Here is a 16,010-nt window from a genome sequence, read left to right as displayed (position 1 = left end):
TCGCCTCAGATCTCGCGGAGTCGTTCGGCCAGGTAGCGGTCGAGCCCCTCGAGTGGGATGCGCTCCTGCTGCATCGTGTCGCGGTCCCGCACTGTCACGGCATCGTCCTCGAGCGAGTCGAAGTCGACCGTGACGGCGAGCGGGGTCCCGATCTCGTCCTGCCGACGGTACCGGCGTCCGATCGCGCCCGAATCGTCGAAGTCGACGTTGCGGCGCTTGCGGAGTCGGTCGGCGAGACCGCGGGCGAGGGGCGAGAGGGCTTCGTTGCGCGAGAGCGGCAGGACGGCGACCTTGACCGGCGCGAGCCGCGGGTCGAGGCGCAGCACCGTGCGCTTGTCGGTGCCTCCCTTGGCGTTCGGCACCTGCTCCTCGTCGTACGCGTCGACCAGGAACGCCATGAGCGCGCGCGTCAGGCCGAAGGACGGCTCGATCACGAACGGCACGTAGCGCTCGTTCTTGTTCTGGTCGAAGTAGCTCAGGTCTTTGCCGGAGTGCTCGATGTGCGTCTTCAGGTCGAAGTCGGTGCGGTTGGCGACGCCCATGAGCTCGCCCCACTCGCTGCCGACGAAGTCGAACTTGTACTCGATGTCGATGGTGCGCTTCGAGTAGTGGGCCAGCGACTCCTTGGGGTGCTCGAAGCGGCGGATGTTCTCCGGCTTGATGCCGAGCTCGGTGAACCAGTCCCAGGCGAGGTCGATCCAGGTCTCGAACCACTGCTCGTCGGTGCCCGGCTCGACGAAGTACTCGATCTCCATCTGCTCGAACTCGCGGGTGCGGAAGATGAAGTTGCCCGGCGTGATCTCGTTGCGGAACGCCTTGCCGATCTGGCCGATGCCGAACGGCGGCTTCTTGCGCGACGTCTGCAGCACCGACGCGAAGTCGGTGAAGATTCCCTGCGCCGTCTCCGGGCGCATGTAGTGCAGGCCGGACTCGTCGTCGACGACGCCGAGGTAGGTCTTCATGAGGCCCGAGAACTGCCGGATCGGCGTCCACTGGCCGACCTTGTCCGGGTGGTCCGGGTCCGGGATGTCATCGAGGCCGTTCGCCGGCGGGTGGCCGTGCTCGGCCTCATACGCCTCGAACAGGTGGTCGGCCCGGTAGCGCTTGTGGGTGATCAGCGATTCGGTCAGCGGGTCACTGAAAACCTGGACGTGGCCGGACGCCTCCCACACGGCGGTCGGCAGGATGATGGCCGAGTCGAGGCCCACCATGTCGCCGCGGCCGCGGACGAAGGAGTTCCACCACTCGCGCTTGATGTTCTCCTTCAGCTCCACGCCGAGGGGACCGTAGTCCCACGCCGACCGGGTTCCGCCGTAGATCTCTCCGGAGGGGAAGACGAATCCACGGTGCTGAGCCAGCGTGATGACGGAATCCAGTCTCGACGGTGCGGCCATGGTGCTCCCTGTGCGGTGCGGGTGTGTGGGGGACCCGTCCATCCTACTGAGGAAGCCGCACCGTCACCGCGCCGAGCGGAACTCCTGCTCGAGGATGGCGTAGACGGCGGTGTCCGACCACTCGCCCTTGAAGATCTCGGTCTCGCGCAGGAGGGCCTCCTGGCGCATCCCGAGACGCTCGCACAGGCGGGCGGATGCGTCGTTGCGGGCGTCGAGCTGGGCGAAGACGCGGTGGGCGCCGAGGGTGTCGAAGCAGAGCTCGAGCACCCGCTGGGCCGCCTCGGTCGCGTAGCCGGCGCCGTGGACGGCGGGGTGGAAGACCCAGCCCATCTCGAACTTGCCCCAGGTCGCGTTCTTGAGAAAGAGGCTGATGTCGCCGATCACGCGGCCGCGTCCCCCCTCGGCGTCGGCCAGCTCGACGGCGAAGACGATGCCGTCGCCGTTCTCGGCCAGGCGGTTCATGGCGATCCGCTTGCGCAGGTGCTCCGCCGACTCGTCGTGGTCGTGCACCTCCCAGTAGAGGTAGCGGACGACGTCCTTCAGCTTCTGGTAGGCGTGCACGTCCTCCAGGTCGCCCGTGTTCAGCGGGCGGAGCAGCAGGCGTTCGGTGTGCAGCTGCTCGGCGGCGTAGGGCAGGCCGGTCGCGCCGTGCGGCGGGATGACGGCGGTCGTGGTGGCTTCTTCGTCGCTCACGGTCGCTCCTCGTGCTGTGTGGTGCGGGATGGTGCGTGGTTCAGGATGCCGCCGACTCGTCCTCGACGGCGGTGAGGCGGGGGCGGGCGCGCTCGTCGTCCACATCCACACCGAAGACGGCGGCGGCGCCGTCGATGAAGGACTGGGCGTCGCCCTGCCGGGCGAGCTCGCGCGCGCGGACCGACGGGGTGTGGAGCAGGACTCCGGCCAGGTGGCGCAGAGCCGCCTCGGTCTGCTCGCTGCCGTCTCCGCGACTCCTGGCGCGCTCGATCTCGGCGTCGAGGACGTCGAACACGTGCTTGCGCAGGGCGACGAGGGCCGGAGTGACCTCCTGCTCGGCGGTCTGCGCCCGGTATTCGGCGGCGGCCGCATCCACGATGCTGCGCGCGTCGTCCGCGGCCTGCAGCTCGGTCAGCGGCGCGTGGATGCTGATGGTCTCGAGGTCGAGCAGCTCGACGCCCAGCAGCTCGGCGACCGCCGGGTCGACGTTGCGGGGGAGCCCGAGGTCGATCACCAGGCGGCGCTCGACGGCGCCCGGCAGGGCGACGGCCTCGGCGAGGATGGGCCGGGTCAGAACGTAGTCGGTGACGGCCGAGCAGGTGACGACGAGGTCGCTCTCCGCCAGCGCGTCGACGAGACCGTCGGCGGCGACGGGCGCGATGTCGTGCGAGAGGGCGAACTTCGCCGCGCGACCCGACGGCGAGTACACCCGCACGTCGGTCACGCCGCGGTCACGGAGGGCGGCGAGGCTGGCGCCCGCGTACTTGCCGGTGCCGACGAGCAGCACGCGGGTCTGCGCCCAGTCGCTGACCCGGCTCTCGGCGAGGTCGAGGGCGAGGCGGACGAGGGAGCGGCCGGCCGTCATGATGCCGGTGCGGTTCTTCACGCCGCGGGAGGTGCGCGAGGCGACCTGGAACAGGCGCTCCAACTCGCTCGTCACCGAGCCGTCGCGGCGGGCCGAGTCCAGTGCGCGTCGCACCTGGCCGGCGATCTCGCCCTCTCCGACGACGACCGACTCGAGGCCGCTGGTCACGGCGAAGAGGTGCTCCGCGACCGCGTGGTCGCTGTAGACGGCGCTGGCGCCGCGGAGCCGGTCGGGGTCGATGCCCGCGGCGCTGCTCACCGCATCCAGCACCGCCTCGGTGGAGACCGCGCGGGCGGCCGGGAGCGGCTCGTCGATGTCGAGGTAGGCCTCGAAGCGGTTGCAGGTCGCGAGGACCACCGAGCCCGAGACGATGTCGCTGTGCTCCGAGAGTGCGGCGGTGATGGCCGGAGCGTGACGCTCGAGCCGTTCCAGGAGGTCGAAGTCCGCCGTCCGGTGACTCGACGAGAAGCACAGAAGCACGGAGGAAAGCCTACGCTCGCGTCGGAGCAACCTCGAATCGGGGCCCAGGTTCCCTTCAGCCGGGCGTTCTCGCGGGAGAGCCCTGGCACAATCGTGTAGTGACCACCCTCGCCTCCGACCATCCCCTCGCCGCCGGCCTCACCGCCTCCAGCCCCCTCGTCCGGGCGTACCAGGGCGAACGCCAGGCGGTGACCCCGGTCTGGTTCATGCGACAGGCGGGGCGCTCCCTGCCCGAGTACCGCGAGCTGCGGGTGGGGACGCGCATGCTCGACGCCTGCCTCGACCCGGCGATGGCGAGCGAGATCACCCTGCAGCCGGTGCGGCGCCACGGTGTCGACGCGGGCATCTTCTTCAGCGACATCGTCGTCCCGCTGAAGCTCGCAGGAGTGGATGTGGAGATCGCGCCGGGCAAGGGGCCGGTGTTCACGCAGGCCGTCCGGACGGCGGCGGACGTCGAGCGCTTGACCGCGATCGACCCGGCGTCGCTCGACGAGAGCGTCTTCACGCCGATCCAGGAGGCCGTCCGCCTCACGGTGGCCGAGCTCGGCAGCACCCCGCTGATCGGCTTTGCCGGCGCTCCGTTCACCCTGGCTGCGTACCTCGTCGAGGGCGGTCCGTCGAAGGACCACATCCGCGCCCGGACCCTCATGCACGCCGATCCGGAGGCGTGGGCGCGCCTGATGGAGTGGACCGCAGACGTCTCCGGTGCGTTTCTCCGCGCCCAGGTGCTCGCCGGCGCGAGCGCCGCCCAACTGTTCGACTCCTGGGCGGGTTCGCTCTCGCTTCACGACTATGTGACGCACGTCGCCCCCGCTTCGGCCCGGGCGCTGTCGCACGTCCGCGACGTGGCGTACGAGCTTCCCCGCACCGCGGCAGCCGGCGACGCCGAGCCCGCGCTCGACGACGTCGTGCGGAACGTCCCGCTCGTGCACTTCGGTGTCGGAACCGGCGAACTGCTCAAGGCGATGCACGAGGCCGGGGCGGATGCCGTAGGCGTCGACTACCGCATCCCGCTCGACGAGGCCAGCCGCCGTCTCGGGCACGTCGTCCCGGTGCAGGGGAACGTCGACCCGGCGATGCTGGACGCGCCGTGGCCAGTGCTCGAAGCACACGTCCGCGACGTGCTCGACCGTGGCCGCGAGGCGCCCGCGCACATCCTCAACCTGGGTCACGGCGTCCCGCCGGAGACCGACCCCACCGTTCTGACGCGCGTCGTCGAGCTGGTGCACGGGTGGCGACCGGAGTGAGCGGCGAGGGCGACGACATCGGCGAGGAGATCCGCCATGCGGTCGAAGCACCGCCCACACGGATCGTCGTCGTCGGCGGAGGAATGGCCGGGCTCGTGGTCGCCCGCGAGTGCGCCCGTCCGGGTTTCGAGGTCACACTCCTCGAGGCCTCCAACCGTGTCGGCGGCAGTGTCGCGCCGCTTCCGCTGGGCGGGATGACGCTGGACGCGGGGGCCGAGAGCTTCGCGACCCGTGGCGGTCACGTCGCCGAGCTCCTCAGCGATCTCGGGCTCGACGACGACGTGGTGCAGCCCAACCCCTCGGGGGCCTGGGTCCGTCACGGGAGCCGCTCCGTTCCCCTCCCCAAGGCCGGACTGCTCGGCATCCCGAGCTCGCCCCTGGCGAAGGACGTCGTGGCGGCGATCGGCTGGCCGGGCGCACTGCGCGCCTACCTCGACCGTCTGATGCCCGTGCTGAAGATCGGCAAAGAGCGTCGACTCGGCACGCTCGTCCGCAAGCGCATGGGCAGCAGAGTGCTCGACCTCCTCGTCGCACCGGTCGCGACCGGGGTGTACTCGGCGGCACCCGACGAGCTGGATGTCGAGGTCGTCGCTCCCGGGCTCAACTCGGCGCTCACCCGGCTGGGCTCGCTGTCCGGCGCGGTCGGCGAGCTGCGATCGGCGTCGAAGGCGGGGAGCGCGGTCGGCGGGATCCGCGGCGGGATGTGGCGGCTGCCGGAGGCGCTCGCCGCAGACGTCGAGGCGCGCGGCGGCATGGTTCGCACCGGAGCCGCGGTCGTGACCATCGACCGGTGGAGCGCACCGGACGCCGAGGAGACCGCACGCGCGGTCATCGAGTCGGTGCTGGCCGAGTCGCTGGCGGGCGATGGGGCGGCGGCGACTATTCCGGAACCGGAGGAGTCCCGCCCGGCCCGCTGGGTCGTGCGAACGACCGACGGCCACGACCTTCCTGCTGACATCGTCGTGCTCGCCTCCCCGGCGGACGCGTCGCTGCGGCTTCTCGCCGCCCTCGAAACGGCTCCCGGCGACTCCGGTGCGCTCGCCGACCTCGATGACCTGGACTGGCCCGCCGCCTCCAGCGTCGAGCTGGTCACCCTCGTGATCGACGACGACCGCCTTTCGACGACTCCGGTCGGGACGGGCGTGCTCGTCGCCGATGTGCCGGGCACGGACGTGCGCGCCAAGGCGATGACCCACTCCAGCGCGAAGTGGGCCTGGGTCGCGGAGGCCGCCGGACCCGGCCGCCACGTGGTCCGGCTCTCCTACGGTCGTGCCGGCCGCGCGGCTGAGACGCGGGAGCTGGACGACGCCGAATTGCGTGCCGTGGCAGTCACCGACGCGTCCCGGCTCCTCAATATTCCGATCGCGGAATCCGCCGTGGCCGCATTCGCCCGAACCCCCTGGACGAACGCCCTCCCGTATGCGACAGTGGGGCAGCGGGAACGCATCCAGCGGGTCCGCACCGAGGTCGACGGCGTCGAGGGTCTCGAGGTCACCGGGTCCTGGCTGACCGGTACGGGCCTCGCCTCCGTCATCCCGGATGCGCGCCAGACTGCCGAGCGCGCGAGAGGTCTACGCTGGAGGGCTCTGACGACCGCACTCCACGCGGACACCTCAGGAACCACCGAACAGGGACTCGAGACTTAGGAGACGGAATGCGCGGCAAACTCCTCTTCATCGCCGGAGCGGCGGTGGGCTACGTGCTCGGCGCCCGCGCCGGACGGGAGCGCTACGACCAGATCAAGGCCGCGGCCGCCCAGGCCTGGCAGTCGCCGGGCGTGCAGAAGCAGGTGCACGCGGTGGAGGACTTCGTGTCCGAGAAGGTCGGGGAGTTCCCCGAGACCGCGTACATCACGGTGAAGAAGCTCGTCGTGCAGGCGAACCGCCGCCGCCGAGAGGCCCGGGCGCCGTATCCGTCGCCCGCCGCCGAGGCCGCCATCCGCGCGGGAGACGGCCGCAGCGACACGTCGTCCTGACGGGGGTACTGTACGGAAGCGACGAGGGGAGACGCCGATGACCGACCGTGAGCGGGGAGCCGCAGGCGCTGCCGGCGCGACCGGACCGCAGCAGGTGCGGACGCCCGGGCAGCGCGCCCGAGCGGAACAGGCGAAGTCCCGGCCTCTCGTCCAGCTGATCTCCGACCTGCCCCGGCTGATCGTCGAGCTGCTGAAGGCCGAACTTAACCACCTCAAGGCCGAGTTCGCCGAGAAGGCGAAGTATGCCGGCGTCGGCATAGGGCTTCTCGCCGGGGCCGCCTTCTTCCTCTTCTTCGCGTTCGCGACGCTGGTCGCTGCGGCGATCCTCGGCATCGCGGTCGCGCTGCCCGCCTGGGCGGCCGCGCTCATCGTCTTCGGCGCGCTCGTCGTGCTCGCCGTGATCCTGGCGCTGGTCGGCATCCGCTCGTTCAAGAAGATGGACGGCGTCGCCCCCTCGCAGACCATCGACAGCATCAAGGAAGACGCGGACGCGCTGAAGGGACTGGGGAAGTATGACAACTGACCGCAGCGACGTCGACCGGGCGCGGGCCGAGCTCGCCGCAACGGTGGAGGCGATCGAGTACAAGCTGAACGTGCCGAAGCGCGCGGCCGAGACCGCCGAGCGGCTCCGTCGGGACAACCCGCTGGCCCTCGCCGGGATCGCGGCCGGGGCCGTCGCGGCGACCGCCCTCGCCGTGTGGGGCGTCGTCCGTCTCATCCGACGGTGAGCGCTCCCGCGTTTTTGGCCTTCTCAGGTTTGAGAGGGAGACTGTGGGTATGAGTACCCCGGCTGCCGTTCCGGCAGAGTCGACCACCCCCGACACCCCCACCGACGCCCCGACCGGATTCACGCTCTGGGCTGTGCTGCGCCGCGATCCCGCCCGACCGGACGACCTCGACGGCACGGACGTTCCGACCGCCGTCTCCGAGCTCGAAGGCGTGATCGCCGACATGGAGCTCCAGAACGTCACGACGCGCGGGCTCTATGACGTCTCCGGCCTCCGAGCCGACGCCGACGTGATGATCTGGCTGCACGGCCCCGAGGCCGAGGCGCTGCAGTGGGGACTCCGTCAGCTGCGTCGCACGCGACTGCTGAAGGCGCTCCTCCCGACCTGGAACGCCATGGGCGTTCACCGCGACGCCGAGTTCAACAAGTCCCACGTCCCCGGTTTCCTCCGGGGCAAGGACCCGAAGGAGTGGCTCTGCGTCTACCCGTTCGTACGCAGCTACGAGTGGTACCTGCTGCCGGATGAGGAGCGGTCCAAGATGCTCGCCGAGCACGGACGAAAGGGTGCCGCCTTCCGCTCGGTGCTCGCGAACACCGTCGCCTCGTTCGCCCTCGGCGACTACGAGTGGATCCTTCCGCTCGAGGCGGACGAGCTCACCGACCTCGTCGACATGATGCGCGAGCTGCGCTATACGGAGGCGCGTCGCCACGTACGCGAAGAGGTTCCGTTCTTCACCGGGCGCCGCATCGAGCCGGCCGAGGTCGTGGAGGTCCTGCAGTGACGGATGCACAGACCACCCAGCGCGTGCTGGGTGCGACCCCGGCTGCGGCCGCGGGCCCAGAGCACGTGACGGAGCCGACCGCGTACGACGCCATCCTGCTCGCAGGGTTCGGCGGCCCGGAGGGGCAGGACGACGTCATCCCCTTCCTCCGCAATGTCACGCGAGGCCGCGGCATCCCGGAGGAGCGGCTCGAAGAGGTCGCCCACCACTACCGTCATTTCGGCGGGGTCAGCCCCATCAACGACCAGAACCGCGAGCTCAAGGCGGCCCTGGAGGCGGAGCTCGCCGAGCGCGGCATCGACCTGCCTGTGCTGTGGGGCAACCGCAACTGGGACCCGTACCTCGCGGACGCGCTCCGCGAGGCCGACGAGCGCGGCTTCACGAAGCTGATCGCGATCGCGACGAGCGCGTACTCGTCGTACTCGAGCTGCCGGCAGTACCGCGAGGACTTCGCAGGCGCGCTGGAGGCCACGGGACTGGAGGGCCGCATCCAGATCGACAAGGTGCGCCAGTTCTTCGACCACCCGGGCTTCGTCGAGCCGTTCATCGAGGGCGTCAAGGGCGCCATCGACGAGTTGCAGCAGAAGCTTCCGGGCATCGACCCGGCGACCGAGGTGCGCATCCTCTTCTCGACGCACTCCATCCCGTCGACCGACGCGGCGAAGTCCGGGCCGGCCGAGCGCGGCTTCGGCGAGGGCGGCGCCTACGCGGCCCAGCACCTCGCGGTCGCCGAGGTCGTCTCGCACGCCGCGACCGGCGGCACCGTCGGCTGGGATCTGGTCTACCAGTCCCGCTCGGGCCCGCCGTCGATGCCGTGGCTGGAGCCCGACATCAACGACCGCATCGCCGAGCTGCCCGCGCTCGGGATCAAGGCTGTCGTCATCGTGCCGCTCGGCTTCGTCAGCGACCACATGGAGGTCCTCTGGGACCTCGACAACGAGGCGATGGAGACCAGTGACGAGAACGGGCTGGTCGCCGTCCGCGTGCCCACTCCCGGCACCCACGCGGCGTATGTGAAGGGACTGGTCGACCTGGTCCTCGAGCGTCGCGACGCCGTTCCCGTCGACCAGCGTCCGGCGATGACGTCGCTCGGCCCCTGGTATGACGTGTGCCGGCCCGGCTGCTGCGAGAACGTCCGGCTCGGCTTCAAGCCCGCCGCTGCGGGGCTCGCGCCGTGACCGGGACCGTGACGAAGGTCGACGGCGCCGCGGAGCGTCGCGAGGGAGTGCTGCGCATCGGCACCCGCGGCAGCGCGCTGGCGGTCGCGCAGACGACGGCCGTCGCCGAGTCCATCGCCCGCGCGACCGGGCTGGATGTCGAACTCGTCACGGTGACCACCCACGGCGACACCTCGCGCGAGTCGCTCGCTCAGCTGGGCGGCACGGGCGTGTTCGCGACCGCCCTGCGCGACGCCCTGCACGCCGGCGACGTCGACCTCGTCGTGCACTCGCTCAAGGACCTCCCGACCGCGCCGGCACCCGGGCTCGTCATCGGCGCCGTCCCCAAGCGCGCCGATGCCCGCGACACGCTCGCCGCGCGCGACGGTCTGACGCTCGAGACGCTCCCCGAGGGCGCCCGCGTGGGCACGGGGTCTCCCCGCCGTGTCGCCCAGCTGAAGTCCCAGCGACCCGACCTCGACGTGGTCGACCTGCGCGGCAATGTCGACACGCGCCTCCGCATGGTGGCTGACGGTGAGCTCGATGCGGTTGTGCTCGCTGCCGCGGGCCTCAGCCGTCTCGGCCGTCTCGACGCCGTGACCGACTACTTCCCGCTGTCGCTCGTCCCGACCGCCCCCGGCCAGGGAGCGCTCGCGCTCGAAGTCCGCGCCGGAGACGAGAAGGGCCGCGGTCCGATCGCCCGGGCGCTCTCCGCGGTCGACCACGTCACCACGCATGCGTCGGTGACCGCCGAGCGGCACGTGCTCGCCGGGCTCGAGGCCGGATGCGCCGCTCCCATCGGAGCCACCGCGCTGGTCGACGACGGCCTGCTCTTCCTCACGGCGACCGTGTACCGGCCCGACGGCACGGAGAAGCTCACCGCATCCCACGCCGCCACCCCCGACTCGCTGAGCGCCGCCCATCTCGACGAGGCCGCACAGGATGTCGGTGCCCGCGTCGTCGCCGAGCTGCTGGAGGCCGGGGCTGCGTCGCTTGCTCCGCTGGGGAGCGATCGATGACCAATACCGCTCCGACCCCGAAGCCGCTCGCCGGCTGGCGCGTGCTCGTGCCGCGCGGTGGTCCGTGGGGCGACTCGGTCGCCGCCGACCTGCGGGCGAAGGGCGCATCGCCGGTCGTCGCCGCGATGATCAACTTCGCGCCGACGGCGGACGCCTCGGCACTCGAGGCGGCCCTCGCCCGGCTCGCGAACGGCGAGTTCGACTGGATGACCGTCACGAGCGCCACCACGGTGGATGTGCTCAGCGCCCAGCGCGCCGTCGTCCCGCCCACGACTCGGGTCGCCGCGGTGGGCGAGACGACCGCCGCCGCGCTCGCCGCCGCCGGCTATCACGTCGACCTGGTGCCGTCGGAGGACAACTCCGCCCGCGGCCTGCTCGCCGAATGGGAGGCGGCCACCCAGGGCGCGTTCCCCTTGCGCATCCTCACCCTCCGCTCAGAGATCGCGAAGCCTCTCCTGACCGAGGGGCTGCGTCGCATCGGGCACGATGTCGAATCGGTCGTCGCCTATCGGACCGTCGGAGTGCCGGTTCCCGAGAACGTCATCACCGACGTGCGCGACGGGCTCGTGCAGGCGATCCTGGTGACCAGCGGCTCGGTCGCCGAGCAGGTGCAGAAGCAGCTCGGCCCCGTCCCGGAGTCGACGCTGATCGCGGCCATCGGTCCGCAGACCGCGCGCGACGCCCGCTCCTTCGGCCTCCGGGTCGATGTCATCGCGGCCGAGCGCACCGCCGCATCCCTCATCGACGCCGTCGTGCAGGTCGCGCAGGCGCGCGCCCGCGACGCCGACGACTCCTGAGTTTTTCGCCTCTTCGCAGCACATTCGCGCGAAAAAGGCCGGAGCTGTTTGCTGGGAACACGCTCAGTTCGCCGGGCGTAGGCTGATGTGAGTGAGTGAACTGCATCCCGTCATCCGGCCCCGACGGCTGCGGCAGTCCCCGGCGATGCGCCGGCTGACGGCCGAGACCCGTCTCCACCCCGCCGAGCTGATCCTCCCGCTCTTCGTCCGCGAGGGCGCCACCGAGCCCGTGCCGATCTCCTCCATGCCCGGCGTCTCCCAGCACAGCCTCGATTCGCTGAAGCGCGTGGCGAACGAGGCGGCGGAGGCCGGCGTCGGCGGTCTGATGCTTTTCGGCGTCCCGGAGCAGCGCGACGCGATCGGCTCCGGTGCGACCGATCCCGACGGCATCCTCAACATCGCGACGCGCGTGCTCGCCGACGAGGTCGGCGACGCGCTGGTGGTCCAGACCGACCTGTGCCTCGACGAGTTCACCGACCACGGCCACTGCGGGGTTCTAGATGCCCGCGGTCACGTCGACAACGACGCCACCCTGCTTCGCTACCGCGACATGGCGGTCGCGCAGGCGGAGGCCGGCTCGCAGCTCCTCGGCCTCAGCGGGATGATGGACGGCCAGGTCGCCGCGGTCCGCGAGGCCCTCGACGAGACCGGGCACACGGACGTCGTCATCCTGGCCTACGCGGCCAAGTACGCCTCCGGCTTCTACGGACCCTTCCGCGAGGCCGTCGACTCCCAGCTCTCCGGCGACCGACGCGCCTACCAGCAGGACCCGGCGAATCGCCGCGAGGGGCTGCGCGAAGCGCGACTCGACCTGGAGGAGGGTGCCGACGTCCTCATGGTGAAGCCGGCGCTCAGCTACCTCGACGTTCTCAGCGATGTCGCCGCGATCAGCGACGTCCCGGTCTGGGCGTACCAGGTGTCGGGGGAGTACGCGATGGTGGAGGCTGCGGCGGCCAACGGCTGGATCGACCGCGACCGGATCATCGAGGAGACCCTGATCGGCGCACGCCGAGCCGGCGCCGACGCGATCATGACCTACTGGGCGACGGAGGTGGCCGGGTGGCTGCGATGAACGACGTGAACGAGCAGCAGTTCGAGCGGGCGCAGCGCGTCATTCCGGGCGGCGTCAACTCGCCCGTGCGCGCCTTCCGCTCGGTCGGCGGAACTCCGCGCTTCCTGGTGTCGGCCTCCGGCCCGTACGTCACCGACGCGGACGGCCGCGAGTACGTCGACCTGGTCGCGTCGTGGGGTCCGGCGATCCTCGGCCACGCGCATCCCGCCGTGGTGGATGCGGTGCAGCAGGCGGCGGCGCGCGGCCTGTCTTTCGGGGCGTCGACGCCCGCGGAGACCGAGCTCGCCGAGGCCGTGATCGGGCGCGTCCCGTTCATCGAGAAGCTCCGGCTGGTGTCCACCGGTACCGAGGCGACGATGAGCGCCATCCGCCTCGCCCGCGGTTTCACGGGCCGGCCGCTGCTCATCAAGTTCGCCGGGCACTATCACGGCCACTCGGACAGCCTGCTGGCTGAGGCCGGTTCGGGTCTCGCGACCCTCGCGCTCCCCGGCTCTGCGGGCGTGACCGAGGCGACGGCAGCCCAGACGATCGTGCTCCCGTACAACGATCTGGATGCAGTGCGCGCGGTCTTCGAGGCGCAGGGCCCCGACATCGCCGCCGTCATCACCGAGGCCGCCGCCGCCAACATGGGCGTCGTCCCGCCGGACGCGGGCTTCAACGCCGCGCTGACCGACCTCGCCCACGAGTTCGGCGCCTTGCTCATCCTCGACGAGGTGCTGACCGGTTTCCGCGTCAGCGACGCCGGCTTCTGGGGACTCGACCGCGGCTACACGCCCGACCTGGTGACCTTCGGCAAGGTCATCGGCGGCGGGATGCCGCTGGCGGCCCTCGGCGGACGCGCCGAGCTCATGGACTTCCTCGCGCCGGCCGGTCCCGTGTACCAGGCAGGCACCCTCTCCGGGAACCCGGTCGCGGTCGCTGCGGGACTCGCCACGCTGGCGAACGCCGACGAGGCCGTCTACGACCGCCTCGACACGGTCGCGGAGACGGTGTCGTCGGGGGTCTCGGATGCGCTCTCGGCCGCCGGAGTCGCCCACCAGGTGCAGCACGCGGGCAACCTGTTCAGCGTCGTCTTCGGCGACTTCGACCGGGCCCCGCGCACGTACGCGGAGGTGCAGCGGCAGGAGGCGTACCGCTACCGTGCGTTCTTCCACTCGATGCTCGACCAGGGCGTCTCGCTGCCGCCGAGCGTCTTCGAGGCGTGGTTCGTCACCGCTGCGCACGACGCGGCAGCTGTCGACCGCATCCTGAACGCCCTCCCCGCCGCCGCCCGCGCCGCGGCCGCCGCCACGCCCACCGCCTGACCCGCCCTCCACCTCCGCGACCCCCTTCGCCGAGGTGCACCTTGTTGCGCACTCCCACGGCGTGTCGACCGCAACAACGTGCACCTCGACGACAGAGGGATCCTGGGGGAGGGAATCGGGCCTAGGCGTCGGGGGCGGCGGGCTCGCGCGAGAGGGACTCCACGTAGGTGTAGGTGGCCGAGGAGGGCCAGCCGTCCGCATCCAGCAGGGCGTAGACGTCGAAGTTCAGGGTCCCACCACCGCCGGCCGCACGCCGGAGCGTGCGCGGAGGGGCGTCCGACGAGGAGCGCACGGTCACCGTCTGCGGCTCCGCGCCCGAACGCAGAAGGCGGGCGCGGAAGGTGGTGGTCCGGGTCATCCCACCACTCTCCCACGCCCGCCCGGAGGACGGGACCGGAGTCCCTAGGCTTGGCCGTGCGACGCCCTCGAGCGCCGCGACAGCGAATCGATGATCACCGCGAGCAGCAGCACGGCGCCCGTGATCATGAAGCGGTACGACGAGTCCAGGTTGAGGAGCGTCAGACCGTTCGAGATCGACTGGATGACCAGGATGCCGAGGAGCGCCGACCACGCGGAGCCGCGTCCACCGAACAGGCTCGTCCCGCCGATCACCGCCGCCGCGATCGCGTTCAGGTTGGTGTCGGTTCCGCCCGATCCCGCTCCCACCGACGCCAGGCGGGCGGCGGCGAGCAGGCCGCCGACGGCCGCGAACGTCGAGCACAGGATGAACACGCTGATGAAGACGCGGTTGACGCGGATACCGGCTCGACGTGCCGCCTCCACCGAGCCGCCGACCGCGAAGACCGAGCGGCCCCAGCGGGTGCGCGTGAGCAGGAAGTTCATCACGATCACGAGCACGACGAAGAACAGGAACATCGCTCCCGTGCCGCGGTCGGTGGACAGGTACCAGACGCTGATGCACAGCCCGACGAGCAGCAGCGCCGCCTTGAGGGCGACGACCGTCATCGACCCCTCCGAGAGACCGGCGTTGCGGCGCCGGACGTTGCGCCGGAAGTCGGAGAAGAACATCCCGCCGGCCGCGATCACCGCCAGGGCGTAGGCCGCCCATGGCGGGAGGAACCACTGCTGCGCGAACTTCACGATCCACGAGTCGTAGGGGATGTTGATCGAGCTGTTCGCGCCGAGGATCCAGAGCTGGAGGCCGAGGAAGCCGAGCAGACCGGCCAGCGTGATCACGAAGCTCGGGACGCCGAACCGGGTGAACAGGAAGCCGTAGAGCAGACCGATCGCCGAACCGGCGAGGATGGCGACGATCACGGTGAGCCACAGCGGCCAGTGCAGCTGGGTGAAGCCGACACCGAGGATGGCCGCGGCGACACCGCTCACCGACCCGACCGACAGGTCGATCTGACCGAGCAGCAGCACCAGCACGATGCCGATCGAGATCGTGCCGATCGCGGCGCACTGCAGCGTCAGGTTGACCAGGTTGTTCGCGCTCAGGAAGTTGGGGTTGAGGATCTGGAACACGACCCAGATCACGACGAGTCCGATGACGACCGGCAGCGATCCGAGGTCGCCGCCGCGCACCCGGCGTCCGAAGGCGCGGACCGCTCCGCCGAGCCCTTCGTCGCGGATGATCCGCTCGTCCTGGAGGTCCGCCGCCAGTTCGGCCGGCGTCTCTGGTGCCTTTGTCATGCTTCCGGGCTCCGTTCGGGGGATTCTTCGGCCTCCATGAGCCGTTCGGCGCGACGCACCACGACGTTGTCGGTCGCACCGGTGATGGCGGAGATGATCTCCTCGTAGCTGACCTCCGGCACACGGAAGTCGCCGTTGTTGCGGCCGAGGCGCAGCACGGCGACACGGTCGGCGACGGCCTGCACGTCGGCCATGTTGTGGCTGATCAGGATGACGCCGAGCCCGCGCTCGCGCAGCCGCTCGATGAGGTTGAGCACCTCGGCGGTCTGCGCGACGCCGAGGGCGGCGGTCGGCTCGTCGAGGATGACGACGCGGGGGTCGCCGATCAGCGACCGGGCGATCGCGACGGTCTGCCGCTGTCCGCCGGAGAGCGACGCGACCGCGATGCGGACCGAGGGGATGCGGGCCGACAGCTGCCGGAGCAGGCTCCACGACCGCTTCTCCATCTCCTCCTCGTCGAGCGTTCCCTTGCTGATCTCGCGACCGAGGAAGAGGTTGGAGACCACGTCGAGGTTGTCGCACAGGGCGAGGTCCTGGAAGACGGTGGCGATGCCGAGCTGCCGGGAGGCGGCGGGCGAGGGGATGTTCACCTCCTGACCGTCGAACTCGATCGTCCCCGCGTCCTGCGGGTGGACGCCGGCGAGGATCTTGACGAGCGTCGACTTGCCTGCGCCGTTGTCGCCGACCAGGGCGACGACCTCTCCGGGGTAGACGTCGAGGTGGATGTCGGTGAGCGCTTGGACGGCGCCGAACCCTTTCGAGACCCCCCGCAGGGAGAGGACGGGACGGCGGGAGGACCGTTCCTCGTCCACGATCGCGGATTCCATGGTCACGGCGTTCTC

17 protein-coding genes are annotated in these 16,010 nt (G+C 71.0%); 11 read left to right on the top strand and 6 right to left on the bottom strand.

Annotated elements, in window-relative coordinates:
• Positions 1 to 5: 5 nt before the first annotated feature.
• The 3 genes from ACF1AJ_RS12715 to ACF1AJ_RS12705 form a co-directional block, all read right to left on the bottom strand.
• Positions 6 to 1,394 carry a glycine--tRNA ligase gene (locus ACF1AJ_RS12715; RefSeq protein WP_391507686.1) on the bottom strand — a complete coding sequence of 463 codons (1,389 nt, stop codon included), beginning with the start codon at positions 1,392 to 1,394 and terminating at the stop codon, positions 6 to 8.
• A 63-nt stretch (positions 1,395 to 1,457) separates the two neighbouring features.
• Positions 1,458 to 2,087, bottom strand: a complete 630-nt coding sequence (locus ACF1AJ_RS12710; protein ID WP_391507685.1) for a GNAT family N-acetyltransferase — start codon at positions 2,085 to 2,087, stop codon at positions 1,458 to 1,460.
• A gap of 40 nt (positions 2,088 to 2,127) precedes the next feature.
• Complete coding sequence (locus ACF1AJ_RS12705) at positions 2,128 to 3,432, bottom strand: glutamyl-tRNA reductase (RefSeq protein WP_391507684.1); 1,305 nt, start codon at positions 3,430 to 3,432, stop codon at positions 2,128 to 2,130.
• A 98-nt stretch (positions 3,433 to 3,530) separates the two neighbouring features.
• On the opposite strand from ACF1AJ_RS12705, the gene hemE reads away from it, so the two are divergent.
• From hemE to hemL, 11 genes are all read left to right on the top strand, one after another.
• On the top strand, positions 3,531 to 4,679 hold the full coding sequence (gene hemE / locus ACF1AJ_RS12700; RefSeq protein ID WP_391507683.1) for a uroporphyrinogen decarboxylase: 1,149 nt from the start codon (positions 3,531 to 3,533) through the stop codon (positions 4,677 to 4,679).
• Positions 4,664 to 6,325: a protoporphyrinogen/coproporphyrinogen oxidase gene (locus ACF1AJ_RS12695; protein ID WP_391507682.1), complete on the top strand. Its 1,662-nt coding sequence runs from the start codon at positions 4,664 to 4,666 to the stop codon at positions 6,323 to 6,325. Before hemE ends, ACF1AJ_RS12695 begins: the two co-directional genes overlap by 16 nt.
• 8 nt (positions 6,326 to 6,333) lie before the next feature.
• Entirely contained in the window at positions 6,334 to 6,654 is a 321-nt protein-coding gene (locus ACF1AJ_RS12690; RefSeq protein WP_391507681.1) for a hypothetical protein, read from the top strand.
• Between the two features lie 37 nt (positions 6,655 to 6,691).
• Positions 6,692 to 7,177 carry a phage holin family protein gene (locus ACF1AJ_RS12685; protein WP_391507680.1) on the top strand — a complete coding sequence of 162 codons (486 nt, stop codon included), beginning with the start codon at positions 6,692 to 6,694 and terminating at the stop codon, positions 7,175 to 7,177.
• Positions 7,167 to 7,382, top strand: coding sequence for a DUF3618 domain-containing protein (locus ACF1AJ_RS12680; protein WP_391507679.1), 216 nt, complete (start codon positions 7,167 to 7,169; stop codon positions 7,380 to 7,382). The genes ACF1AJ_RS12685 and ACF1AJ_RS12680 overlap by 11 nt, the downstream gene beginning before the upstream one ends.
• 49 nt (positions 7,383 to 7,431) lie before the next feature.
• Complete coding sequence (gene hemQ / locus ACF1AJ_RS12675; protein ID WP_391507678.1) at positions 7,432 to 8,163, top strand: hydrogen peroxide-dependent heme synthase; 732 nt, start codon at positions 7,432 to 7,434, stop codon at positions 8,161 to 8,163.
• Positions 8,160 to 9,341 carry a ferrochelatase gene (locus ACF1AJ_RS12670; protein WP_391507677.1) on the top strand — a complete coding sequence of 394 codons (1,182 nt, stop codon included), beginning with the start codon at positions 8,160 to 8,162 and terminating at the stop codon, positions 9,339 to 9,341. The genes hemQ and ACF1AJ_RS12670 overlap by 4 nt, the downstream gene beginning before the upstream one ends.
• Entirely contained in the window at positions 9,338 to 10,339 is a 1,002-nt protein-coding gene (hemC, locus tag ACF1AJ_RS12665; protein WP_391507676.1) for a hydroxymethylbilane synthase, read from the top strand. The genes ACF1AJ_RS12670 and hemC overlap by 4 nt, the downstream gene beginning before the upstream one ends.
• Positions 10,336 to 11,136, top strand: coding sequence for a uroporphyrinogen-III synthase (locus tag ACF1AJ_RS12660; protein WP_391507675.1), 801 nt, complete (start codon positions 10,336 to 10,338; stop codon positions 11,134 to 11,136). Before hemC ends, ACF1AJ_RS12660 begins: the two co-directional genes overlap by 4 nt.
• Before the next feature lie 145 nt (positions 11,137 to 11,281).
• On the top strand, positions 11,282 to 12,208 hold the full coding sequence (gene hemB / locus ACF1AJ_RS12655) for a porphobilinogen synthase (RefSeq protein WP_391508762.1): 927 nt from the start codon (positions 11,282 to 11,284) through the stop codon (positions 12,206 to 12,208).
• Positions 12,205 to 13,512, top strand: a complete 1,308-nt coding sequence (gene hemL / locus ACF1AJ_RS12650) for a glutamate-1-semialdehyde 2,1-aminomutase (RefSeq protein WP_391508761.1) — start codon at positions 12,205 to 12,207, stop codon at positions 13,510 to 13,512. Before hemB ends, hemL begins: the two co-directional genes overlap by 4 nt.
• Before the next feature lie 121 nt (positions 13,513 to 13,633).
• Here the strand turns inward: hemL and ACF1AJ_RS12645 are convergent, their stop codons facing one another.
• From ACF1AJ_RS12645 to ACF1AJ_RS12635, 3 genes are read right to left on the bottom strand one after another with little or no spacing between them, the layout of a single operon-like run.
• Complete coding sequence (locus ACF1AJ_RS12645) at positions 13,634 to 13,870, bottom strand: hypothetical protein (RefSeq protein ID WP_391507674.1); 237 nt, start codon at positions 13,868 to 13,870, stop codon at positions 13,634 to 13,636.
• 44 nt (positions 13,871 to 13,914) lie between these two features.
• Positions 13,915 to 15,168 (bottom strand): sugar ABC transporter permease, encoded by a 1,254-nt coding sequence (locus tag ACF1AJ_RS12640; protein ID WP_309855699.1) that lies wholly within the window; start codon positions 15,166 to 15,168, stop codon positions 13,915 to 13,917.
• Entirely contained in the window at positions 15,165 to 15,995 is an 831-nt protein-coding gene (locus ACF1AJ_RS12635; protein ID WP_391508760.1) for an ATP-binding cassette domain-containing protein, read from the bottom strand. Before ACF1AJ_RS12635 ends, ACF1AJ_RS12640 begins: the two co-directional genes overlap by 4 nt.
• Positions 15,996 to 16,010 lie beyond the last annotated feature (15 nt).

The organism is Leifsonia sp. NPDC014704, assembly GCF_043083605.1.
GTDB lineage: Bacteria > Actinomycetota > Actinomycetes > Actinomycetales > Microbacteriaceae > Leifsonia.
This window is presented reverse-complemented; position numbering and strand designations above follow the sequence as displayed.

Bases quoted from the DNA above. Each gene is read 5' to 3' on its own strand.
- ACF1AJ_RS12685 (WP_391507680.1), top strand. From the start codon at position 6,692: ATGACCGACCGTGAGCGGGGAGCCGCAGGCGCTGCCGGCGCGACCGGA.
- ACF1AJ_RS12660 (WP_391507675.1), top strand. From the start codon at position 10,336: ATGACCAATACCGCTCCGACCCCGAAGCCGCTCGCCGGCTGGCGCGTG.
- hemB (WP_391508762.1), top strand. From the start codon at position 11,282: ATGCGCCGGCTGACGGCCGAGACCCGTCTCCACCCCGCCGAGCTGATC.
- ACF1AJ_RS12645 (WP_391507674.1), bottom strand. From the start codon at position 13,870: ATGACCCGGACCACCACCTTCCGCGCCCGCCTTCTGCGTTCGGGCGCG.
- ACF1AJ_RS12635 (WP_391508760.1), bottom strand. From the start codon at position 15,995: ATGGAATCCGCGATCGTGGACGAGGAACGGTCCTCCCGCCGTCCCGTC.
- ACF1AJ_RS12680 (WP_391507679.1), top strand. From the start codon at position 7,167: ATGACAACTGACCGCAGCGACGTCGACCGGGCGCGGGCCGAGCTCGCC.
- hemL (WP_391508761.1), top strand. From the start codon at position 12,205: ATGAACGACGTGAACGAGCAGCAGTTCGAGCGGGCGCAGCGCGTCATT.
- ACF1AJ_RS12640 (WP_309855699.1), bottom strand. From the start codon at position 15,168: ATGACAAAGGCACCAGAGACGCCGGCCGAACTGGCGGCGGACCTCCAG.
- ACF1AJ_RS12690 (WP_391507681.1), top strand. From the start codon at position 6,334: ATGCGCGGCAAACTCCTCTTCATCGCCGGAGCGGCGGTGGGCTACGTG.
- hemQ (WP_391507678.1), top strand. From the start codon at position 7,432: ATGAGTACCCCGGCTGCCGTTCCGGCAGAGTCGACCACCCCCGACACC.
- ACF1AJ_RS12715 (WP_391507686.1), bottom strand. From the start codon at position 1,394: ATGGCCGCACCGTCGAGACTGGATTCCGTCATCACGCTGGCTCAGCAC.